Annotated in this window: 21 protein-coding genes and 1 pseudogene; 16 read left to right on the plus strand and 6 right to left on the minus strand. The window is 63.8% G+C overall.

Going from position 1 to position 22,587, the window contains the following annotated elements; translation table 11 throughout:
• The first annotated feature begins 67 nt into the window (after window positions 1-67).
• The 8 genes from CGZ66_RS12010 (at window position 68) to CGZ66_RS12045 (ending at window position 8,729) form a co-directional block, all read left to right on the plus strand.
• Entirely contained in the window at window positions 68-1,411 is a 1,344-nt protein-coding gene (locus tag CGZ66_RS12010; RefSeq protein ID WP_095084197.1) for a murein hydrolase activator EnvC family protein, read from the plus strand.
• Between the two features lies 1 nt (window position 1,412).
• Entirely contained in the window at window positions 1,413-2,744 is a 1,332-nt protein-coding gene (locus CGZ66_RS12015) for a S41 family peptidase (RefSeq protein ID WP_167392059.1), read from the plus strand.
• 280 nt (window positions 2,745-3,024) lie between these two features.
• Window positions 3,025-4,206: a divergent polysaccharide deacetylase family protein gene (locus CGZ66_RS12020; protein WP_095084198.1), complete on the plus strand. Its 1,182-nt coding sequence runs from the start codon at window positions 3,025-3,027 to the stop codon at window positions 4,204-4,206.
• 49 nt (window positions 4,207-4,255) lie between these two features.
• Window positions 4,256-4,774: an RNA pyrophosphohydrolase gene (locus CGZ66_RS12025; RefSeq protein WP_095084199.1), complete on the plus strand. Its 519-nt coding sequence runs from the start codon at window positions 4,256-4,258 to the stop codon at window positions 4,772-4,774.
• Between the two features lie 179 nt (window positions 4,775-4,953).
• The gene (gene alr / locus CGZ66_RS12030) at window positions 4,954-6,093 is read left to right on the plus strand and encodes an alanine racemase (RefSeq protein WP_095084427.1); all 1,140 of its coding nucleotides are present in this window, start codon (window positions 4,954-4,956) and stop codon (window positions 6,091-6,093) included.
• Window positions 6,094-6,368: 275 nt separating this feature from the next.
• Complete coding sequence (gene rnk / locus CGZ66_RS12035) at window positions 6,369-6,791, plus strand: nucleoside diphosphate kinase regulator (protein WP_095084428.1); 423 nt, start codon at window positions 6,369-6,371, stop codon at window positions 6,789-6,791.
• Between the two features lie 35 nt (window positions 6,792-6,826).
• The gene (locus tag CGZ66_RS12040) at window positions 6,827-7,348 is read left to right on the plus strand and encodes a GreA/GreB family elongation factor (RefSeq protein ID WP_245331068.1); all 522 of its coding nucleotides are present in this window, start codon (window positions 6,827-6,829) and stop codon (window positions 7,346-7,348) included.
• Between the two features lie 124 nt (window positions 7,349-7,472).
• Window positions 7,473-8,729, plus strand: coding sequence for a D-amino acid dehydrogenase (locus CGZ66_RS12045; protein ID WP_095084201.1), 1,257 nt, complete (start codon window positions 7,473-7,475; stop codon window positions 8,727-8,729).
• A gap of 25 nt (window positions 8,730-8,754) precedes the next feature.
• Here the strand turns inward: CGZ66_RS12045 and CGZ66_RS12050 are convergent, their stop codons facing one another.
• The 3 genes from CGZ66_RS12050 to CGZ66_RS12060 form a co-directional block, all read right to left on the minus strand.
• The gene (locus tag CGZ66_RS12050) at window positions 8,755-10,920 is read right to left on the minus strand and encodes a phospholipase D-like domain-containing protein (RefSeq protein ID WP_095084202.1); all 2,166 of its coding nucleotides are present in this window, start codon (window positions 10,918-10,920) and stop codon (window positions 8,755-8,757) included.
• Entirely contained in the window at window positions 10,917-11,360 is a 444-nt protein-coding gene (locus CGZ66_RS12055; RefSeq protein ID WP_095084203.1) for a phospholipase A2 family protein, read from the minus strand. Before CGZ66_RS12055 ends, CGZ66_RS12050 begins: the two co-directional genes overlap by 4 nt.
• Before the next feature lie 113 nt (window positions 11,361-11,473).
• The gene (locus tag CGZ66_RS12060) at window positions 11,474-12,355 is read right to left on the minus strand and encodes a LysR family transcriptional regulator (RefSeq protein ID WP_095084204.1); all 882 of its coding nucleotides are present in this window, start codon (window positions 12,353-12,355) and stop codon (window positions 11,474-11,476) included.
• Between the two features lie 370 nt (window positions 12,356-12,725).
• Here CGZ66_RS12060 and CGZ66_RS12070 point away from each other — a divergent pair, with 370 nt between their 5' ends.
• Window positions 12,726-14,222: a CoA-acylating methylmalonate-semialdehyde dehydrogenase gene (locus CGZ66_RS12070; protein ID WP_095084206.1), complete on the plus strand. Its 1,497-nt coding sequence runs from the start codon at window positions 12,726-12,728 to the stop codon at window positions 14,220-14,222.
• 73 nt (window positions 14,223-14,295) lie between these two features.
• Here the strand turns inward: CGZ66_RS12070 and CGZ66_RS40725 are convergent.
• Window positions 14,296-14,493: pseudogene (locus tag CGZ66_RS40725) on the minus strand (nuclear transport factor 2 family protein); the annotation flags it as partial.
• 262 nt (window positions 14,494-14,755) lie between these two features.
• Between CGZ66_RS40725 and CGZ66_RS12080 the strand changes: the two are divergent.
• Together CGZ66_RS12080 and CGZ66_RS12085 are read left to right on the plus strand one after the other, a co-directional pair.
• Complete coding sequence (locus CGZ66_RS12080) at window positions 14,756-15,121, plus strand: winged helix-turn-helix transcriptional regulator (protein ID WP_167392061.1); 366 nt, start codon at window positions 14,756-14,758, stop codon at window positions 15,119-15,121.
• A 230-nt stretch (window positions 15,122-15,351) separates the two neighbouring features.
• Entirely contained in the window at window positions 15,352-15,669 is a 318-nt protein-coding gene (locus tag CGZ66_RS12085; protein ID WP_245331069.1) for a hypothetical protein, read from the plus strand.
• A gap of 9 nt (window positions 15,670-15,678) precedes the next feature.
• Here the strand turns inward: CGZ66_RS12085 and CGZ66_RS12090 are convergent, their stop codons facing one another.
• Window positions 15,679-16,374, minus strand: coding sequence for a GntR family transcriptional regulator (locus tag CGZ66_RS12090; RefSeq protein WP_425352279.1), 696 nt, complete (start codon window positions 16,372-16,374; stop codon window positions 15,679-15,681).
• Window positions 16,375-16,443: 69 nt separating this feature from the next.
• Here CGZ66_RS12090 and CGZ66_RS12095 point away from each other — a divergent pair, with 69 nt between their 5' ends.
• The 3 genes from CGZ66_RS12095 to CGZ66_RS12105 all read left to right on the plus strand — a co-directional run bounded on the left by CGZ66_RS12095 (window position 16,444) and on the right by CGZ66_RS12105 (window position 19,752).
• Window positions 16,444-17,337, plus strand: a complete 894-nt coding sequence (locus CGZ66_RS12095) for a dihydrodipicolinate synthase family protein (protein ID WP_095084431.1) — start codon at window positions 16,444-16,446, stop codon at window positions 17,335-17,337.
• A 61-nt stretch (window positions 17,338-17,398) separates the two neighbouring features.
• A complete protein-coding gene (locus tag CGZ66_RS12100; protein WP_167392062.1) occupies window positions 17,399-18,718 on the plus strand; it encodes an NAD(P)/FAD-dependent oxidoreductase in 1,320 nt (439 codons plus the stop codon).
• A 32-nt stretch (window positions 18,719-18,750) separates the two neighbouring features.
• Window positions 18,751-19,752: a 4-hydroxyproline epimerase gene (locus CGZ66_RS12105; protein ID WP_095084208.1), complete on the plus strand. Its 1,002-nt coding sequence runs from the start codon at window positions 18,751-18,753 to the stop codon at window positions 19,750-19,752.
• 62 nt (window positions 19,753-19,814) lie between these two features.
• Here the strand turns inward: CGZ66_RS12105 and CGZ66_RS12110 are convergent, their stop codons facing one another.
• Window positions 19,815-20,708: a LysR substrate-binding domain-containing protein gene (locus tag CGZ66_RS12110; RefSeq protein WP_095084209.1), complete on the minus strand. Its 894-nt coding sequence runs from the start codon at window positions 20,706-20,708 to the stop codon at window positions 19,815-19,817.
• A 142-nt stretch (window positions 20,709-20,850) separates the two neighbouring features.
• Between CGZ66_RS12110 and CGZ66_RS12115 the strand changes: the two genes are divergently transcribed.
• Together CGZ66_RS12115 and CGZ66_RS12120 are read left to right on the plus strand one after the other, a co-directional pair.
• Window positions 20,851-21,237, plus strand: a complete 387-nt coding sequence (locus tag CGZ66_RS12115; protein ID WP_095084210.1) for an ectoine synthase — start codon at window positions 20,851-20,853, stop codon at window positions 21,235-21,237.
• A gap of 446 nt (window positions 21,238-21,683) precedes the next feature.
• Window positions 21,684-22,586, plus strand: coding sequence for a branched-chain amino acid ABC transporter permease (locus tag CGZ66_RS12120; RefSeq protein WP_095084211.1), 903 nt, complete (start codon window positions 21,684-21,686; stop codon window positions 22,584-22,586).
• The last annotated feature ends 1 nt before the right edge of the window (window position 22,587 follow it).

Consider the following 22,587-nt stretch of genomic DNA (forward strand, 5'->3'; position numbering starts at 1 on the left):
TGGTTTGGGGGGCTTTCGAACATGGTTGATTGTTCGTTAACGAAGCCACGCATAGAGTTGGGCTTCAATGTCTGAAGACTCGAAATCAGGAACGGCCTCATGGCGCGCGCGCTGCGGCATCGCGGCGGCGATGCTCGTGCTGTCGTTGCACGCGGTGCGGGCCGAGAACACGCTCGACCTTGCCCCCGATCCGGACCAGAGCCGCGCCGAATACGAACAGGTCTCGAAGGAGATCACGCTGTCGTCCGAGCGCCTGGCCAAGCTCGCCGCCGACATCGCGACGATCAAGAAGGACCATGCCTCGATCACCGCCGCCTTGATCCAGTCGGCCATGACCGAGCAGAAACTCGGCCAGGACATCGAGGATATCGGCGCCAAGCTGGAAGGACTGAAGGGCCAGGAACAGAAGATCCGCACATCGCTTGCGGCACGTCGCGACGTGCTGGCCGAAGTGCTCGGCGCACTGCAACGCATGGGGCTCAACCCGCCGCCGGCGATCCTGGTCAAGCCCGAGGACGCGCTGTCGTCGGTGCGTAGCGCCATCCTGCTCGGCGCCGTGGTACCGGAACTGCGCCAGCAGACCGATAGCCTGCTGGCCGATCTCAAGGAGCAGTCGCGGGTCACTGCCTCGATCGAGGCCGAGCGGGCGCGGTTGACGGCGGCAGTCGGCGACCAGACAGCGGAAAAGAAGCGGCTCGGCATGTTGCTGGAGGCCAAGCAGAAGCTCGAGGCCGACACGCAAACGCAAATGGCCGCTGAAAAGCAGCGGTCCGAGGCGCTGGCGGCCAAGGCCGGCAGCCTGAAGGAATTGATCGCCTCGCTCGAAGCCGACAAAAGCCGCAAGGCGGCAGATGCGGCCAAGGCCGCCGAGCAGAAGACGGCGGACGGCGACAAGACGTCAGCGCCGGCGGAGACCCCAGCGGAATTGGCGTCCCTGCCTGTACCGGAAGGCAATCGACTTGCCGCAGCGGCACCCTTTTCGGCACTGCAGGGGCAGATCGCATTGCCGGTGACCGGCCGCATCAAACGGCGATTCGGTGCCGAGGACGGTAACGGCGCAGTGATGCTTGGCGACATGGTTGCGACACAATCGGGAGCCATCGTTACCGCGCCGGCGGATGGGAATGTGCTTTATGCGGGGCCGTTTCGCTCTTATGGTCAACTCTTGATCCTGAACGCAGGCGACGGTTATCATGTCGTTTTGGCGGGGATGAGCAGAATCAGCGTCGCGACTGGCCAATCAGTGCTCGCAGGAGAGCCGGTCGGCGCGATGGGAGAGGCCCGGGTGGCGAGCACCTCGGTTTCGAAGAATGGAAATACCACACCGGAACTCTATGTCGAGTTCCGCAAGGATGGAAAACCCGTCGATCCGGCCCCATGGTGGGCGGACCGTTTTTCTGGAAGGACGTGAAATGATGCGGAAACTGTCGCTTCTGTTTGCCGGTGCGCTGATGGGCGCGTCCGCCATGAGCCTTGTTTATGGCACACCCGGCTCGGCGGCGAACGCTGCGGGGTCGGAGACCTACAAGCAACTGGCCATCTTCGGCGATATCTTCGAGCGGGTGCGGGCGCAATATGTGACGCCGCCCGACGACAAGTCGCTGGTCGAGAACGCCATCAACGGCATGCTTTCCTCGCTTGACCCGCACTCCTCCTACATGAACGCCGAGCAGGCGCAGGACATGCGCGTGCAGACCAAGGGTGAGTTCGGCGGCCTCGGCATCGAGGTCACCATGGAAAACGACCTGGTCAAGGTGATCACGCCGATCGACGACACGCCGGCCGCCAAGGCAGGCGTGCTTGCCGGCGACTATATCGCCAAGATCGATGGCGAGGAGGTTCGCGGCCTCACCCTCAACGACGCGGTCGAGAAGATGCGCGGCTTGGTCAACACGCCGATCAAGCTCACCATCCTGCGCCAGGGCGCCGACAAGCCGATCGAATTGACGGTCGTGCGCGACATCATCAAGGTCAAGGCGGTCAAGTTCCGGGTCGAGAACGACATCGGCTACATGAAGATCACCTCGTTCACCGAAAAGACCTATGACGACCTCGAGAACGCCATCGACACTATCAAGAAGCAGGTGCCGAACGACAAGCTCAAGGGCTATGTGCTCGATCTGCGCCTCAATCCGGGCGGCCTGCTCGACCAGGCGGTGAGCGTCTCCGATGCCTTCCTCAACCGCGGCGAGATCGTCTCGACGCGCGGTCGCGATCCGAAGGACGTCACCCGTTTCGACGCCAAGCCCAAGCAGGTCGACGACATCAACGGCAAGCCGATGATCGTGCTCGTCAATGGTGGCTCGGCCAGTGCGTCGGAAATCGTCGCCGGCGCGTTGCAGGATCTGCGCCGCGTCACGGTGGTCGGCACGCAGTCCTTCGGCAAGGGCTCGGTGCAGACCATCATTCCGCTCGGCGAAAACGGTGCGCTGCGGCTGACGACGGCGCTCTATTACACGCCGTCCGGCAAGTCGATCCAGGGCAAGGGCATCACGCCCGACATCAAGGTCGACCAGCCGCTGCCGCCGGAACTGCAGGGCAGGGACCTGACGCGCGGCGAATCCGACCTCAAGGGCCATATCAAGGGCGCCGACGAGAGCTCAACGGGTTCAGGCTCGGCAGCCTATGTGCCGCCGGATCCGAAGGACGATCTGCAGCTCATCTATGCCGAGCAGCTGCTGCGCGGCCAGAAGACCGATCCGTCCTTCCCGCCCAATCCGGAGAAGGCCGTTCTCAACCAGTAAAGGGTCTAGAGCGGCGCAAGCGCCGCTCCAGCTTTCTGTTTTGGCATCGGATTTTCCCAAAACCGGATTCCGCTTTTGGGTCCGATGCCAGGGGCCGACAACAGGTCTGGCCGCCTGATGCAAGCAATGCGATGCTGCCGGGACCGAAAGGTTCCGGCAGTTTGATTCGGGGCAAGGCGAAGCCCTGGGATGCGGGCGCCAGGGGTGCGCCAGGATTGATGAATTCGCGCATGTCTTTTCGAAGAGGTTCGTCTTCGGAGCATGCGCCCGGGGATGCGGCTTGGCTGACATAGGCAAGGACATCGAACGCCCGCTTGGACAGACGGTCCGATCGACGCGCGCGGCCGGCAAGGTCAGCGCCGGCGCGATCGCGGCAACCGTGGTCGTGTTGGCGGTGGTCGGCGTCTCCGGTGCGATCGCGCTCAGGGAAAAGCCGTTCCGCAAGCCGCAAGAGGTCGCTGTTTCGACGCCGAAAGTGACGGCGACGGCCGAGCCCGCTGCCGCGCCGGCCGCATTGGCCCCGGTGGCCGCAGCCAAGCCGGAGGCGCCCGCCAAAACCGGTGGGCCGCAGATCATCCAAGTACAGACGGAGGAGGGCGACGGCCCGCCCAAGGCGGGGATCGTCATTCGCGACCCGTCAACCATGGGGCAGAACCTGAAGATCGCCCATATTCCCGACAAGGCGCTGATCGAAGCCAGCCAGACCGGGCCATTGCCCGCCCGGGCAGCCGATGGCCGGCGCCCGTTCGACGTCTATGCGCGGCCGTGGTCGGGCGCGCGTGGTGCACGGGTGGCGATCGTCATCGGCGGGCTTGCGGTTTCGCAGACAGGCACCCAGGCGGCCATCGCCAAGTTGCCGGCGGAGGTGACGCTGGCCTTCGCGCCGCAAGGCAACAGCATCGGCCGCTGGATGCAGGCGGCTCGGCAGGGCGGCCACGAGATCGTCATGCAGGTGCCGCTCGAACCGTTCGACTATCCGAACATCAACCCCGGCCGCAACACGCTGACGGTGGCGGCGAGTGCGGATGAGAATTTGAAGAACCTACACTGGGCGCTGTCGCGGACGACAAACTACACCGGCGTCATGAACTACATGGGCGCGCGTTTTTCCGCCGACGCTACGGCGATGGAGCCGTTCATGGCCGAACTCGGCAAGCGGGGCCTGGCCTATATCGACGATGGCTCGTCGGCACGCAGCTTGGCGCCGGACCTGGCGCTGAAGGACGGCGTGCCCTTCGTCTCCGGCGACACGGCGATCGATGCCGTGCAGGATCGCGGCGCCATCCTGAAGAAACTCGACGGGCTGGAAGCCACCGCGCGTGCCAAAGGCTTTGCCGTCGGCATCGGCTCGGCCTTCGACCTCACGGTCGACACGGTGTCGTCCTGGGTGACCGAGGCCAAGAAGCGCGGCATCGAGATCGTGCCGATTTCGGCGGTGGCCATCGATCCGCAAAAAGGCTAGCGATCCTCCCAAGTATCGAATTTCCAGCAAGGGCCGGCACGAGGGCAAGATGGCTAAGAAGACTGTTGATCGCGAAACGTTGCCGTATCGTCCCTGTGTCGGGCTGATGATCCTCAACGCCGACGGCCTGGTCTGGGTCGGGCATCGCATTGCCGAACCGGACAGCGAATTCGCCGGCACGACGCAGCTCTGGCAGATGCCACAGGGCGGCATCGACAAGGGCGAGGAGCCGTTGCAGGCGGCCGAGCGCGAGCTCTACGAAGAGACCGGCATGCGCGGCGTCTCGCTGCTCGCCGAGGCGCCGGATTGGATCAATTACGATTTGCCCGACCACCTCGTCGGCATTGCCTTCAAGGGCAGGTATCGCGGCCAGACGCAGAAATGGTTCGCCTTCCGCTTCCACGGCGATGTCGGCGAGATCCAGATCAATCCGCCGCCGGGCGGCCACACCGCAGAATTCGACAAATGGGCATGGCGGCCGATGCAGGACCTGCCCGACCTGATCGTGCCGTTCAAGCGCCATGTCTACGAGGAAGTAGTGGCGGCGTTCCGGCATCTAGCGCAATAGCCTCGACCGAAACGACCGCCGTCGCCGCGCCGGCCTGGCGGCCCTATTGATGTCTAATGCGCGTCGCGTTTGAACGGATTCAAGCGACGCGCTTTAGGCTTTTGTTTTATGCATGTCGTTCTCCCAATACCGGGACCACTTTTGGGCGACATGCACTATCCGCCATGAGAAGGGTCGCCATGAACGACGCCCCCAAGAGGTCACTGCCCGAGGACATCGCTGCCACAGGCGAAGCGGTGGCTGGCGCCATCCTGACCATCGACCTTGGCGCGATCCGTGAAAACTACCGGCGGCTGAAAGCGCACCTTGGCAGGGTGCGCTGCGCCGGCGTGATCAAGGCCGATGGCTACGGCCTCGGTGCGAGCCAGGTGGCGGCGGCACTCGCCGGCGAAGGTTGCGATATCTTCTTCGTCGCGCTTCTGGGCGAAGGCATCGCCTTGCGCCGCTCGCTCGGGCCGGGTTCCGCCATTTTTGTGCTGAACGGCATTCCGCCCGGTGCCGAGCCGGACGCCGTGGCGGCAGACCTTTCCGCCGTCGTCAACAGCCCCAGACAACTGGCGGCCTGGCGTGCGGCGGCCGGCCGCGCCGGCCGAAAGCTGCCGGCGGCGATCCAGGTCGATAGCGGCATGTCGCGGCTCGGCATGGCGCCCAGGGATGTCGAGCGCGTTGCCGCCGATCCCGGTGCCTTCGACGGCATCGATGTCCGTTTTGTGATGAGCCATCTGGCCTGCGCCGACGAGCCGGAGCATCCGGCCAATGAACGGCAGCGACTGGCGTTCGAGCGGCTGCGCGCACTGTTGCCCGAGGCGCCAGCCTCGTTCACCAATTCATCCGGCATCTTTCTTGGGCAGCGCTTTCACTATGATCTCGCCCGGCCGGGTGCCGCGCTCTACGGCATCAATCCGACACCGGCCCGACCAAACCCGATGCTGCCAGTGGTGCGGCTGCAGGCCAAAGTGGTGCAGACACGCATGCTGGAGGCCGGCGTTGGTGTCGGCTATGGCCACACCTTCCGCACCACGGCTCCGCTCACGGCCGCGACGATTTCGCTTGGCTATGCCGATGGCTGGCATCGCCGCGCGGCGTCCGCGGCCTGGTTCGAGGGCGTGCGGCTGCCCTTCCTTGGGCGGGTGTCGATGGATTCGATCATTCTCGACATTTCCGCTTTGCCACCCGGCAGGCTGGGCGAGGGCGATCTCGTCGAACTGCTCGGCCCCTCGCAAAGCGTCGACGATGCGGCCGGCCACGCCGGCACCATCGGCTACGAAATCCTGACCAGCCTTGGCCACCGCTTTCATCGGCGTTACGTCGACGGTTGAGCGGTTTGGCCACGCTTGACAAGCATGCGCCTGTCGGCAAGGGTCGGTGCATGAGCAACCTCGCCCATATCAGAACCTTGTTCAGGGTCTGCCCGATCGCGGGATCGTAGCCCCGGCGCGGCCGCCTTCTTGGCGTCCGTCCGAACCGGGGCATCCATACATCCAACACCGCCATCAAGCCTGACAGCCCTCGCGTCTGCCGGCTTTTCATCAAGCTGCTGTCAGTACGGCGGCAAGCGCGCATCTATTCGATGCGCCAATCCAAGAGGTTTGCCATGCAACATGCAACAGGACTGCACCCACAGAACCAGCTCACAGTCAGCGATGCCGACCATGACAGGCTGACAGGCCTGGCGAGAGCGTCGCTCGACCGAACGCCTGAGACGGCCGAAGAGCTGCTTTCGGAAATGGACCGGGCCGTCGTCACGGAAGCGGCGGCGATGCCTGCCGGCGTGGTGCAAATGGGCTCGACAGTGACGATCCGTGGCGAAAACGGGAACACCCAGCGCATCACGCTGGTCTACCCCGGCGATGCCGATATCACCGAAAACAGGATCTCGGTGCTGACGCCGATGGGGACGGCGCTCATCGGCGCAACCGTCGGGCAGGCGGTGTGCTGGAGCGGCCGTGGCGGCCGGGAACTGTCGGTGACCGTCGAAGCCGTCGACACGCCCGCCTCCGGCCCGCAGCGGTCCTGATCGTGGAGATGATGATGACAGGCAAGAATTGTTGCTTGACGACCAAGGACTTTGCCGTCCTCGAAGTCATGCTGGAGCGTCGGCGGGCATTCGCGGATCCGATGGTGGATATGCTTGAACACAAGCTTGCAAACGCCGATCTCGTCTCGATCGATGTGGTCGAACCCGATGTCGTGACGCTGAACAGCAGAGTGATGTTTTGCATCGATGCCGGCCCTGCCGAGACACGAACCCTGGTGCAAAACGAGGTGCGCGGACCGGTCGGCTCCAGCCTATCGATAGCAACGAGGCGCGGGCTTTGCATACTTGGCTTGGCCCAAGGCCAGTCGGCCATCATCGAACAGGCCGACGGCAGGCACGAGTCGATCCTGATCAAGGCCGTGCTTTACCAGCCAGAGGCTGCGCGGCGCGCAGTCAAGGAAAAATCCCCAACCGAGGTGAGGCGACCATATGGGCTCACCCTGGTCTACAGCGCCGCGGCCGACAGGCGGCCTCTTGGCGAGACGGCTGGAATGCGGCAGACAGAAGACGACGACCCCGGTCCATCGGCGGCGTGAACGGGCAACAGCGCATGGTCTCGAAAATCGGAATCGATTTTCGGAAAGGATCATGCGCAAATCGGAAAATGCGGCCGCGTCTATGGGCGTCCGGAAGGACGCGCGGCGCGGCAAGGAGTGAACGATGAAAATCATGGTGCTGGGCGGTGGCGTCATCGGGGTGACCACGGCGTACTATCTCGCCGAGGCCGGCCACGAGGTGACGGTGGTCGATCGCCAGAAAGGCCCGGCGCTGGAAACCAGCTTCGCCAATGCCGGCGAGATTTCGCCCGGCTATGCCTCGCCCTGGGCCGGGCCCGGCATTCCGCTGAAGGCGATCAAATGGCTGCTGATGAAGCATGGCCCGCTGGTCGTGCGTCCGGCCTTCGACCCGCATATGTGGACATGGCTGGTCAAGATGCTGCGCAATTGCACGGCCGAGCGCTATGCGATCAACAAGGCGCGCATGGTGCCGCTGGCCGAATACAGCCGCGACACGCTGAAGGCGCTGCGCGAGGCGACCGGCATCGCTTATGACGAGCGTGCCCAGGGCACGCTGCAGCTATTTCGCACGCAGAAGCAGCTCGACGGCACCGGTGGCGATGTCGAGGTGCTGAAGAAGTATGGGGTGCCCTATGAGATCCTCGACCAGGACGGCTGCATCGCCGCGGAGCCAAGCCTGGCCGGAGTGCGCGAAAAGTTCGTCGGCGGCCTCAGGCTGCCGCGCGACGAGACCGGCGACTGCAAGATGTTCACCGACCGGTTGGCCGAGCTGTGCGTGGCTCGCGGGGTCAAATTCGAATATGGTCTGACGGTTTGGCGCGTTATCCGCAGCCGCAACCGCATCGCCAATCTCAGCACCAGCAAGGGCTGGCTGACCGCCGACGCCTATGTCATGGCCATGGGCAGCTATTCGGCGGATTTCATGCGTCGGGTGAAGCGGCCGATCCCGGTCTATCCGGTCAAGGGCTATTCGATCACCGTGCCGATCCAGGATGCCGCCGTGGCGCCGGTGTCGACGGTGATGGACGAGACCTACAAGGTGGCGATCACCCGGCTGGGGAACCGCATCCGGGTCGGCGGCACGGCCGAGATTTCCGGCTTCGACCTCAGGCTGCACGAATCGCGACGGCGCACGCTGGAACACTCGGTCGGCGATCTCTTTCCGGGCGCCGGCGCGATGCGGGACGCGACGTTCTGGTGTGGGCTGCGGCCGATGACGCCGGATGGTCCGCCGCTGATCGGCCGCACCGAGCTTTCCAACCTCTATCTCAACACCGGCCACGGCACGCTCGGCTGGACCATGGCGTGCGGCTCAGCCAAGGTGCTGTCAGATATCATCTCCAGCCGGGTGCCGGACATCGATGTCCGAGATCTCGCGCAGGAACGCTATCTGCGATAGGGCGCCGCGACGTCGCCCAAATTCGTCAAAACGCCTGCCTGACCCAGTCTTCGTCGAACAGCAGCCGATAGGCCCACGGGATCGTTACGTTGGTGGGAACCGGGTTGGAGTGGGCGAGATAGTCGTCATAGATCGCCTTCATCCTGGTGTAGAAGGCGGGGTCCAGCACCATCATGCCGTTCTCCGAATCATGGAAGAAGCTGCGGTTGTTGAGATTGACCGAGGAGATGGCGACCAACCTTTCATCGATCATCATGATCTTGGAATGCAGCACGACATCGGGCGCCTTGAACTCGCGAATGTCGATGCGGTCGCCATATTTCTCGACGAACAGCTTGTTGAGCGCGGTGAGGAATCTGCCGCCAATGTCGCCTTTGAGATCGATACGGCCAACAATGTCGATCTTGACGCCGCGGGCGAGCGCCCGGTCGAACGCGTGGTTAAGCTTCGGCGTCAGGTTGAGATAGGGATTGATGATCTGGATATGGTGCTGGGCGGCGTCGACCAGCTCGACGAAATAATCCTCCAGCGCATGGCCATCCGCGTAGGGCACGGAGATGAAGTGCCGCGCCGTGCCTGACGGGCGGCGGCCGTCGGACCGAACCGGAATGGAGAAAGGCCGCGCGATGTTGGTGTCGGCGTCGCGAAGCCACACTGTCGAGAGATGCGCGGCGAGCGCCTCGACCGTGGTTCGGTCGGTGAACTCGAAGTCGAAGTCGCTCCAGTTCGAATAGTAGTTCAAGGAAAAGCCGTCGGTCCTGCCATATTGCTCCAGATCCGGATAGCGCGACAGATCGATCGGCTGGTGGAACAGGAAGCCGTCATGGATGTTGCGGCCGCCGATGATGACGCGCGAGCGCCCGGGATCCTCAGCCAGCGTTGCCAGCATCTTGATGTGGTGGGTCTTGTGAAATTGTGAGATCTGCTCGTCGATCGGTGCGCCCCGATCGGCCCGCCAGCGGTATTCCTGCAACTCGACATTGGGGAACTCGGCCGCCAGCCGGTGCAGCAGCGCGTCGTCCTTGTCGCGCTCCAGCACGTCTGTGACCATGATGCGCACCTTGGTGCCGAGCGCGGCATGGTGGCGGATCAGCCGTTCGATGATGCGGCCCGAAAAATCCGCCTTGAACTCGAGCGAGGACAGATAGATTAGCTTCAGCTTTGGCGCCTTCGAGAAGTCGAGCGGCAGCTCCGGGTCGCCCCTGTCGATGGCGCTGTCGGGCAGCGGCGTTCCCATCAGCGCCTCGACCTTGGCGTTGAAGCCGTCGCGCGACTTGCGCAGCAGGCGCGGCTCTCCGATCGGCAAGGCGCAGGTCTGCGACAGCCAGCGGCTGGCGTAGAAGGCGCGGCTGAGCGGGTCGAGGCCCGTGGGGTCAGGCGTCGGGCAACGCTCGTAGCGGCTGTCGAAAGCGGCGAGCGCCGGGTCGGCGGTCTCTTCGCGCCGGATGGTGAGGGGCGCGCCGGCCGGGACAAGGCTGGAGCGGATTCTTGCGGTGCAGCGGTTCAGGCTGTCACTTGGGAACAGGCTGACCGTGTCGTCCTCGCCAGACAGGCGAAAGCGGAATGCCGTGCCCGCGGCAATGGTTCGCGAACCGGCACCGTCGCGCAGCGCCAACGCGCCATCGCATGAGCCGTCGATCTCGGCCGGTTGCTTGCCCGCCTGACGCAGCACGATCTCGACGCTGCGCGCCTGCAGGCCGGAGAAATCGAATGTCTTGGGCGCCGAAGACCGAGCCGCGGCGTCGATGTAGAGCGTCTGCCGCGACACCCGCCAGCGCCCGTCGAAATGGCCATCGCCGCTGCCACCGCCGGCCGGCGGCAGATGCGTTTCGGCAACCGGTCCGGCCAGGTGCTGCAGCGTCGGGTAGGTCGCCTGGAAATCGCTGTTGCGGATGTCATGGCGGTCATGGCCGAAAGGGCCGGTGCCGTTGGCCCGGTCCATGGCGCCGAGCTGGTGGTCGGCGAGCAGCGCCAGGAACCGCTTTTCATAGTCGCTTGTCCCGGCGTCGCCAAAAAACTGAGCGGCGGCAACCTGCGGCCCCGGAGTCCTGGCCGACAGCGAGGGGCGAGCGCAGGCCTCTTGGCCCTGCAGCAGGTCACAGGCATTGCGGCCGGGCGAGCCGGCACAGCCGGCAAGGACAACGAACGCCAGCCCGGACAGGGCCACAACGATGGCTGCGCGGCAGTTCACCCGGTCGCCCCGGCCTTCAGGACGCTCAGTTGTGCCGGGTCGCGCGGCGGCATGAAGCCCTGCGGGAACACCTTGCAGACGGGGACGGCGAAAGTGGCGATCAGCAGCTCCGCCTCGCCGCGCATCTTGCGGGGTGCTGTCTTGTCGTCGCGTATCGTTTTCGCCGAGGCGACAAGGGCACCATCGCAATCGCAATGATTGTGGCGGGCGATGTAGCAGGCATCATGGATCCGGCAGGCTGCGTCGAGGCGATCGACCGGCCGCGCCGACAGATCGCCGGTGCGGGTGCCGGGGCCGCAATAATTGCCGAAGACGAAAGGCGAAGGGTGGGCCATGGCGTAGCGGATCGGCTTGGGCAGGTCGGCCTCCGGCACTTTGGTCCATGGATTGGCGCATGCGGAAAGGAAGAGCAGCGGCAGGATGGCAAGAACGGCTCGCATGTCTATCCGCGCCAGCTTTCTGAAATATTCCCCACCTGGCGATCTGCCCGTGGCGGCGACTGCGCGCCTGATGCCACACTGGCCGGTTTTGTGGCAAGGAAAAGGCGGCGTGTCTAAACGAACAGGCTTCTCTCCCGCTCCACCGCCTTGGTGATGAAGCTGGCGACGATCTGGACGCGGCGCAGCGGCCGGACCGATTCGTGATAGACCAGCCAATAGGCGCGGCGGATGGGTGCGATCACGTCGACGGACACCAGTTCCGGCATCGAGCGAGCGACGAAGGTGTGCAGAATGCCGATGCCGGCGCCCGAGCGCACCGCCTCGGCCTGGCCGAGTGCCGAGGAGATGGCGAAGCTGGTGCGCCAATCCGGGCTGAACTCGGCCGCATAGTCGAGCGACGGGCTGACGATCAGGTCCGGCACATAGCCGATGAGCGTGTGCTGACCAAGCTCGGCGGCTGTCTTGGGCAAGCCATGTGCCTCGGCATAGGCGCGCGAGGCAAACAGGCCGAGCGAATAGTCGACCAGCTTTCCCGCCACCAGCCGGCCCTCCGTCGGCCGCTCGACGGTGATGGCGATGTCCGCCTCGCGGCGCGACAAGGAGAAGGAGCGCGGCACCGGTACAAGCTGGATCGTCAGTTCGCGGTGCAGGCCCGTCAGTGCGCCGAGACGCTTGGCCAGGAAGGCGACGCCAAACCCGTCCGGCGCGCCGATGCGGACCGTGCCGGAGACGTCGTCGCCCTCGCCGGCGACGGTCGAACGCGCGGCGATCATGTCGCCTTCCATGCGCTCGGCAATGTCGAGAAAGCGCTCGCCGGCCGGCGTCAGTTCGCTGCCGGTGGTCAGCCGGCGAAACAGCTTCGTCCGCAGCGCGTCCTCGAGTGCGGCGATGCGGCGCGAGACGGTGGCATGGTTGAGCTCCAGCCGCCTGGCCGCGCCAAGGATCTGGCCGGCCCGCGCCACGGCCAGGAAGATGCGGACGTCATCCCAGTTCATGGGGATGGTCCGATCTAATCGTGAACGCCGCGTTCCCGCCCACCCCCCTCAGTCCTGCCGGACATCTCCCCCGCAAGGGGGGAGAGTGGCAGCTCCGCCGGCGGCATCTTTGCGGCGTCGAAGGTTTCCGAAGACGAAAGCAACATCCGATCTCCCCCCTTGCGGGGGAGATGTCCGGTAGGACAGAGGGGGGTGGGAAGGAATGCAATCTTTCAACCCTTGGAACGATCGAAGGCCGGATATTTGCGGCAATTAATGCACAGTCGGCCTCCGTTGTCTATTTCATGCACAACGGTTGCGTTCTGGCTCGCGTTGCCATCCGCCGGGCAAAGGCGGACAATGCGCCATCACAAACCCAGGGAGAGAAATCATGATCGACTACGGTCATTTCATCGGCGGCAAGCATGTCGCCGGGACCAGCGGCCGCAAGCAAGATGTCATGCAGCCGATGGACGGTTCCGTGCGTGGCACGGTGGCGCTGGCTTCGCAGGCTGAACTGCGCGCGGCGGTCGAGAATGCCAAGGCAGCACAGCCCAAATGGGCGGCAACCAACCCGCAGCGCCGCGTGCGCGTGCTGATGAAGTTCCTCGAACTCGTCGCCCGCGACTATGACGAACTGGCCGATATCCTGGCGCGCGAGCATGGCAAGACCATCGCGGACGCCAAGGGCGACATCCAGCGCGGCCTCGAAGTGGTCGAGGTCTGCATCGGCGCACCGCATATGATGAAGGGCGAATTCACCGACGGCGCTGGCCCGGGCATCGACGTCTATTCGATGCGCCAGCCGCTCGGCGTCGTCGCCGGCATCACGCCGTTCAACTTCCCGGCGATGATCCCGCTGTGGAAGATCGCGCCGGCCATCGCCTGCGGCAATGCCTTCATCCTGAAGCCGTCGGAGCGCGACCCGGGCGTACCGATGCGCATCGCCGAACTGTTCATCGAAGCCGGCCTGCCGGCAGGCATCCTCAATGTCGTCAACGGCGACAAGGATGTGGTCGATGCCATCCTCGATGATCCCGACATCAAGGCCATCGGCTTTGTCGGATCGACGCCGATCGCCCACTACATCTATTCGCGCGGCACCGCCGCCGGCAAGCGCGTGCAGTGCTTCGGTGGCGCGAAGAACCACATGATCATCATGCCCGATGCCGACATGGACCAGACCGTCGACGCGCTGATCGGCGCCGGCTACGGCTCGGCCGGCGAGCGCTGCATGGCGATCTCGGTGGCTGTCCCGGTCGGCAACGACACCGCCAACAGGCTGATGGAAAAGCTGATCCCGCGCGTCGAAAGCCTGAAGGTCGGACCTTCGACCGACTCTTCGGCCGATTTCGGCCCGCTGGTGACGGCGCAGGCGCTGGAGCGCGTCAAGGGCTACGTCGACACCGGCGTCAAGGAAGGCGCCAAGCTGGTCGTCGACGGCCGCGGCTTCTCGATGCAGGGCTACGAGGATGGCTACTACATGGGCGGCTGCCTGTTCGACAACGTCACCGCGGACATGCGCATCTACAAGGAAGAGATCTTTGGTCCGGTGCTCTCGGTGGTGCGGGCGCCGACCTATGAGAGCGCGATCAAGCTCGCCAACGACCACGAGATGGGCAATGGCGTCGCCATCTTCACCCGTGACGGTGATGCGGCGCGCGACTTCGCCTCGCGGGTCCAGGTCGGCATGGTCGGCGTCAACGTGCCGATCCCGGTGCCGATCGCCTACTACACCTTCGGCGGCTGGAAGGCGTCCTCCTTCGGTGACCTCAACCAGCATGGCCCGGACGCGTTCCGCTTCTACACCAAGACCAAGACGGTCACCTCGCGCTGGCCGTCCGGCATCAAGGACGGTGCTGAATTCGTCATCCCGACGATGAACTGAGACCGGAAAACTTTGGACTATGGAGAAGGCGGGTTTATCCCGCCTTCTTCGTTTCTGAGGCTCCGCAGAATGGTCATGCGCCGATCTCCAGCCTTGCGATCCGGCCGTCATGCAGTGTGAAATTGTAATGCAGCGTCGCCGGGCTGCCGGGGAAATTGCCCGACACCATGCCGGCGATCCGCCACGCGTGGCCATTGACCGTCGCGTCGACGACCTCAACGGTCACCCGGTATTTTCTCGTCGTTGCTTCCATCCAGTCGCGGATGGCGGCCGAACCCCGATGGGTTTCACCTTCGTCCCTGACCGTGGCGTCCGACGAGAAGCACGAGCATCGTGTCGATGTCGTGCCTGTTCTTGGCGGCAAAATAGTCTGTCAGCGGCTGCGGAAGTCTTGCGGTCATGGTTTCGTCTCCGGTTTCAGGTCCTGCCGTAGACGCGAAGGTCCGCGGCCTTGTCCGGCTCCTAAAATGAGATATGCTGAAAAAATGGCAAGAACCAACGAAAAAGTAAGGTACTTATCCGAAAGTAAGGTCATGTCAGAAAGGAAGTCTGGACCCGAAAGCAAGGTTGAGGCGCTGACGCCGGTGTCGGCGGCGAGCGGCGTGGAAAATGTGCTGCGCATCCTTGAAGGCCGCTGGAAGCTGGTGATCCTGTTTCACCTGTTCGGCGGCAAGGTGCTGCGCTTTTCCGATCTCGAACGGGCGATCCCGGCGATCTCGCAGAAGATGCTGATTCAGCAACTGAGGCAGATGGAAGCCGACGGGATCGTGCGCCGCATCGTGCATCATCAGGTGCCGCCGAAAGTCGAGTACCGCCTGACCGACTGGGGGCAGGCGCTATGTCCGGCTCTCGACGCCCTGCTGAAATGGGCGGCGCTTCGCGACCCCTCGGAAACCTGACGCGGATCGAAGTCGTACGGCTCGCCGCCAGGGTTGAGATGCTGCTTGTTTTCGGATCGGGACCTCACCATATCGAATCCAGGGAATGCGATAAGAATTCCCTGACGACAGACCGGAAACCAGAAGGAGTGACGTGATGAAGACGTCGGACCCGGCCTGGAACGCTCCGGCATAGCGAGGCTGCCCATGTGCCTCCCTTTGCCGGATCGTGAAGGCGAAGGAGGTGCCAGATGGCACACAAATTTTCGTTTCGATGGATCAGGATGGCCGCGATCGGCACCGCGCTGGCGCTGTCGACGCTGTCGGCAGAGGCGCAATTCATCTGCGGCGGCCACAGCGACCTTGTCGCGGGACTGGCGCAGGCCTTCCAGCAGAAGCAGATCGGCTACGGTGTGGTCGGGCGAGCTGCCATTGTCGAGATCTATGTCTCGGCAAGTGGGACATGGACCATGCTGGTGACCGACGTGCAGGGCCGAAGCTGCATCTTCGCGACCGGTGACGGATGGGAGAATACCGTCTCCGTCACCGCGACGGCGCATGGGATATGAACCGCCCGTTCAGCGGCGGGTAGCGGCCACCTCGGCGTGGCCGCGCAGCAGTGCGATCAGCCGCTTGGCATCCTTGGCCGCGGCCTCCTCGTCGCCGTCGAGGATCGAGCGGATCAGCGCGACATGATGCTCGGCCGATTCAGCAAGCCCGGTGTCGGCCTTGTAGCGGAACCAGAAACGGCGGCTGTGGGTTTGCAAGGGAGCCGCCAGGCGGGCGGCGAAAGGATTGTCGGCGGCCAGCGCCAGCGCTTCGTCGAGCGCCTTGTCGGCCTGGATGAAGGCAAGCACGTTGCCCGAGATCACCGCCTTCTGCATGGCAAGGGCTGCTTCGTGAAACATGTCGGCGGCTTCGCGGGTGACGAAGCGGGCGGCCGACCGGGCCAGCACCACCTCGACGCCGCGGCGTGCATCGAGCACGCGCAGCCAGTCGCCGGGATGCAGCGGAGCGATTGCGATGCCGGCGCGCGGCCGCACGTCGAGCAGCCCTTCCCAGGCCAGCCGCTGGATTGCCTCGCGCACCGGCGTGCGGCCAAGCGCCAGCCTTTCGATCAAGGCGCCCTCGGTGACGAAGCTCGCGGGTGCTAGTTCGAGCGTGACGATCAGGTGCTCGAGGACGCGGTAGGCTTTGGCCGCCGCCGGCTCGAATGCAATGCTTGAGTCTATGGATATCAAAGGCGATCTCCTGATATATCCAGGATATATCATAAGAGATTCCGCATTGACAGATGATTTTATAGCAGATATACGGCTGATATATCAGATGGAGACATGACCATGTGGACCGGAGTTTTCCCCGCCGTCACGACCAAATTCACTGCCGATGATCGCCTCGACCATGCCGAGATGGAGCGCTGCTTTGGCCTGCAGATGGAGGCCGGCTGCGACGGCATCATCGTCTGCGGATCGCTCGGCGAAGGGCCGATGCTGTCGCCTGACGAGAAGATCGAGGTGCTGAAGACCGCGCAGAAGGTCGCCGGCAAGAAGCCGGTGCTGCTGACGGTCAATGAGGCCGGTACCCGCGAGGCGGCCAGCATTGCACGCCGCGCCGCCAAGGAAGGCGCCAACGGCCTGATGGTGGTGCCGAGCCCGATCTATCACACCAATGCGGAGGAGACGGTCGCGGCGCTGCGCGCCGTCGCGGAGGCTGGCGACCTGCCGGTCATGATCTACTCCAACCGGCTCGCCTACCGCGTCGACGTCACCGTCGACCAGATGGAGGAGCTGGCATCGGACAAGCGTTTCGTCGCCATCAAGGAATCCTCCGACGACATCCGCCGCTCGACAGAGATCATCAATCGCTTGGGCACTCGCTACGACTTGTTCACCGGCGTCGACAATCTCGCTTTCGAGGCGCTGTCGGTCGGCGCCATCGGCTGGGTCGCCGGACTGGTCACCGCGTTTCCGCGCGAGACTGTCGCCATCTACCAGCTGATGAAGCAGGGCCGACGCGAAGAGGCGCTCGCCATCTACCGCTGGTTCCGGCCGCTGCTCGATCTCGACGTCTCGACCTATCTGGTGCAGAACATCAAGCTTGCCGAAGTGTTCGCCATCCAAACCAATGACCGCGTGCGCATGCCGCGTCAGCCGCTGTCGGGCGAGCGCCGCAAGGCAGTCGAAAAGATCGTCAAGGACGCGCTGGCGGTTCGGCCGACACTGCCGCGGTTCTAAAGCTTTCTTCTCCCCTTCATGAGGAGAAGATGGCGGCAGCCAGAAGAGAGGCAGCGCCTACGTGCACGCAAGTTCGAAGTCGACAGAAGAGGGGCGCCGCCCCTCATCCGCCCTTCGGGCACCTTCTCCCCGTGAACGGGGAGAGGGGGAAGACATAGCCATCATCGGTGGCGGCATCATCGGTATCTGCGCCGCCGCCTGTCTTTCCGAGGCGGGGCGCAAGGTCACGATCTTCGATCGCACCGGCATTTGCGAGGAAACGAGTTCCGGCAACGCCGCCGCCTTCGCCTTCTCCGACGTGCTGCCGATGGCGCACAAGGGCATGATCCGGCAGCTGCCGAAATGGCTGGCCGACCCACTCGGCCCGCTCAGTATTCCACCCGCCTATCTGCCGAAGCTTCTGCCCTGGCTGTTCCGCTTCTGGCGCGCCGGCGCGCCGGCAAAATATGAAGCGAGCCTCGCCGCCCAGGCGGGCATGATGAAGCTTGCCGAAGCCGAATGGATGGGCTTGCTCGATCGCTCCGGCACGCGCGGCATGCTTCGCGAGGACGGCTCGCTCGAACTCTACGAGAGCGAGGCCGAGTTCCGCGCCTCGCTGCCCGGCTGGGCCGCGCGCGAGCGCTTCGACATCGGTTTTCGCCATGTCGAGGGCGATGAAATTGCAGCCCTGCAGTCCGGGCTCTCGCCACGCTTCGTCAAGGGCACGTTCATGCCGGGATGGAAGACGGTCGCCGATCCAAAACTGCTCGGCAAGGCGGTATGGGCCTACGCGCAGACCAGGGGCGCGCGCTTTGAAATGGCGCGGATCGAGCGCGTCGGGGCGGATCAGGATGGCGCCACATTGACGCTGGCCGACGGAACGACCAGGCGAGCCCGACATCTTGTGGTCGCCGCCGGCGCCTGGTCGCATCTGCTGGCGAGGCAATTCGGCGATCGCATTCCGCTGGAGACCGAGCGCGGCTACAACACCACGCTGCCAAAGACTGCCTTCGACGTGAAGCGGCAGCTGATCTTCTCCGGCCACGGCTTCGTCATCACGCCGCTCGAAACCGGCCTGCGCGTCGGTGGCGCGGTCGAACTCGGCGGCATCGAGCGGCCGCCCAACTATGCGCGATCGAAGGCGCTGCTGCAGAAGGCGGAAAAATTCCTGCCGGGGCTTGATCCGGCCGGCGGGCGCGAATGGATGGGGTTCCGTCCCTCGCTGCCGGATTCGGTGCCCGTCATAGGTCGCGCGTCGGGAAGCCGGCCGGTGGTCTATGCCTTCGGCCATGGCCATCTCGGCCTGACCCAGGCGGCAGCCACCGGACGGTTGATCCGCGATCTCGTCCTGGGGCAGACTCCGCCGATCGATCTGGGCCCCTTCAGTCCACAACGATTCTGATTTTTTCGGGTTTTGATTTTTCGAGGAGCGTCATGGCCAAGAAATCCTTCTTCTGCATAGACGGCCACACCTGCGGCAATCCGGTGCGGCTGGTCGCCGGCGGCGGCCCGCTGCTGCAGGGGTCGACGATGATGGAGCGGCGCGCGCACTTCCTTGCCGAGTATGACTGGATCCGCACCGGGCTGATGTTCGAACCGCGCGGTCATGACGTGATGTCCGGCTCGATCCTCTATCCGCCGACGCGCGAGGATTGCGATATCGCCATCCTGTTCATCGAAACCTCGGGCTGCCTGCCGATGTGCGGCCATGGCACCATCGGCACGGTGACGATGGCGATCGAGCACGGGCTGATCAAGCCGAAGACGCCTGGCGTGCTGAGGCTCGACACGCCGGCCGGCCTGGTCATCGCCGAGTACAAACAGGTCGGCGACTATGTCGAGGAGGTGCGCATCACCAACGTGCCGTCCTTCCTCCATGCCGAGGGCTTGACGGTAGAGTGTCCGCAGCTCGGCGAAATCACCGTCGATGTCGCCTATGGCGGCAATTTCTACGCCATCGTCGAGCCACAGAGGAACTATCGCGACATGGCCGACCATTCGGCCGGCGACTTCATCGCCTGGAGCCCGGTGGTGCGGCAGCGGCTCAACGAAAAATATTCCTTCGTGCATCCGGAGAACCCGGGCATCAACCGGCTGTCGCACATGCTGTGGACCGGCAGGCCGACCGTGGAGGGCGCGGACGCCCGCAATGCCGTCTTCTACGGCGACAAGGCGATCGATCGCTCACCGTGCGGCACCGGCACCTCGGCGCGCATGGCGCAGCTTCATGCCAAGGGCAAACTCAAGGCCGGCGACAGCTTCGTCCATGAATCGATCATCGGTTCGCTGTTCAAGGGCAGGGTCGAAAAGGACGTCACCGTGGCGGGCAAGCCGGCCATTATTCCCTCGATCGGCGGTTGGGCACGGATGACTGGGTTGAACACCATCTTCATCGACGACCGCGATCCGTTCGCGCATGGCTTCGTCGTCAAGTGATATCGACAGGCTTTGCATGTCGCCCAAAGGGGGCGCGGGTTTAGGCGAACGAACTGCAGGACCTAAAGCCGATCCGCTTCGGCATCGACCGAAACCTCCCGGCGAAACCAATCGGCGAAGGTAAACGCGGCAGGCGAGGCATCCACCGACATCGTCAGGAAGTAGCCCTTGTCGCGGTTGGTAGCGAGCTGTGACAGAACAATCAGATCGCCCCGCTTCAGTTCGTCCCGAAAAACGTCCACGGGACAAAGCGCCACGCCGTGGCCGGCGATGACCGCCGTTGCCAGAATGTTGAAGTCGGCGAAGACGGGTCCGTTGCCAATGTCGACATTGGGCAGTCCGGCCTCGGAGAACCACTCGCGCCAGCCGTGACGGGTCTCGTCATGCAGCAGGTCAGCGCCCGCTATTCCCGCGGCTGTTCGCAGATGGTCCCTGCCGGCGAAGTAATAGGGGCTGCACACCGGTCGGTTCAGGCGTGAAAACAGCTTGAGGCTGGTAACGCCGGGAGTGGTATCCGCCCCAAGCGTGATCAGCACGTCGTTCTCGCCATCGCCGAGCCTTTCCTCTGCCCGGGCATAGGCCACCCGCATGCCGATATCGGGATGGCTGGCGGTGAAGTCCGGCAGGCGGGGCACGAGCCAACGGCTGGCAATGGAAGGTATGCAGCCTACCGATACGGTCGCCACGGCCGCATTGCGCCTGATACGCCGGCATGTGGCGCCGAGTTCGGCAAGTGCCCCGCTCGCCGAGGCCTGCAGGACAACCCCGGCATCCGTCAGCCGTACCTTGCGCGCCTCCCGGTGGAAGAGCGTCACGCCCAACCACTCCTCCAGCCGCCTTATCTGGTGACTGATGGCCGGGTGAGTGACGTGCAGCTCCTCTGCGGCAGCGGAAAAACTGAGATGGCGCGCAGCGGCCTCGAAAGCACGGACGGCGTTCAGCGGGATGTAGTCCATATGTAAAATTAACTAACATATCGGGTGAAAAGCAATCATTTGAAGGCGCGCATGTCTTGCGGCATTTCTGCAATCGGACTTCGGGGCAAGAGCAGATGCAACGAAGATTCCGGGCTTTTGACGATATGCAGGGAAAACGATCATGTTCACCAGACAATTAGCTGATGTAGAAAAATCTGACTTCTTCGTGGATTGGGGCAATGGCACCAGCCACCGCCTGCTGACACAAAAGGACGGCATGGGGTTCACCGTCTGCCATACCGTTGTGCGTGCAGGCAGCGAATCGCGCCTCCACTATCGACGGCATTTCGAGGCCTGCTACTGCATCGCCGGCGCCGGCGAGGTCGAAGACATGTCCGGTGGAGTGCATCGTATCGAGCCAGGCACGATCTATGTGCTCGATGAACATGACGATCATTATCTGCGTGCCGATGCCGCCGGCGACATGATCCTGGTCAGCGTCTTCAATCCTCCACTTGATGGCACCGAGCGGCATGTCCTGAGCGAGAATGGCGGATCCGCCTACTGAGTCCCGAGGAGCCATCGTTGCCTCGATCGGCGGCCGGTCGCCGATTACCGGATGAACACCAGCTTCATCGACGACCACGATCCGGTTCGCGCATCGTTTTGTGGTTAGCTAAGGGGAATCCTGACCCAGGGGAAAGCAACGGAACGAAAAACGGATCGTGTCAGGAACGCAACGATTCCTCTCATCACCTAGTTTTGACGGTGATTTCTTCGAAATGGGGCGCATGATGTGGTCGAATCGTCAAAGACATTGCGTTATGCCAATGGTAGGGTCCGCGATAGTCCAAGGGGCCGGATGGGAAAAACGGGCAATCGAACGGCGTGCCGGCAAAACACGCATGACGGTTGAAAAATGACGTTGCAATCCGGGCTCGAAACTTTACGACTAGGGGAAATACGAAAAGGAATGCGTCTGCATGGGCGACATTCCAGGGGAGCCACGTACACATGCAGTACTTTGTCCAGCAGCTTATCAACGGGCTGACGCTGGGATCGATCTATGGGCTGATCGCGATCGGCTACACGATGGTCTACGGCATCATCGGCATGATCAACTTCGCCCATGGCGACATCTTTATGGTGGGCGCCTTCACGGCGCTGATCGTCTTCCTCGTCCTCGGTGCACTGTTCTATTCGGTGCCCGTCGTCATCGCGCTGCTGGTCATGATGATCGTGGCGATGCTGCTCACCAGCCTCTACAACTGGACGATCGAGAAGGTGGCCTACCGGCCGCTGCGCGGTTCGTTCCGGCTGGCGCCGCTGATCACCGCGATCGGCATGTCGATCGCGCTGTCGAACTTCGTCCAGGTGACGCAAGGGCCGCGCAACAAGCCGATCCCGCCGATGGTCAGCCAAGTCTATAACATCAACGGCATCAGCGTGTCGCTGAAGCAGATCATCATCGTTCTCGTCACGGCGGCGCTCCTGGCGCTGTTCTGGTACCTGGTCAACAGGACATCACTGGGTCGAGCGCAAAGAGCGTGCGAGCAGGACCGCAAGATGGCCGCACTGCTCGGCATCGACGTCGACCGCACGATCTCGATCACCTTCATAATGGGTGCCGCGCTCGCCGCAGTCGCTGGCACCTTGTTCCTGATGTATTACGGCGTCATTGCCTTCTCGGACGGCTTCACGCCGGGTGTGAAAGCGTTCACGGCGGCGGTGCTGGGCGGCATCGGTTCGCTGCCGGGCGCGGTCCTCGGCGGGCTGATGATCGGCTTCATCGAAAGCATGTGGTCGGCGTATTTCTCGATCGACTACAAGGACGTCGCCGCGTTCTCGATCCTGGCGATCGTGCTGATCTTCCTGCCTTCCGGCATTCTGGGCCGGCCAGAAGTCGAAAAGGTCTGAG

Source organism: Mesorhizobium sophorae (genome assembly GCF_002270415.1).
GTDB classification, from domain to species: Bacteria; Pseudomonadota; Alphaproteobacteria; order Rhizobiales; family Rhizobiaceae; genus Mesorhizobium; species Mesorhizobium sophorae.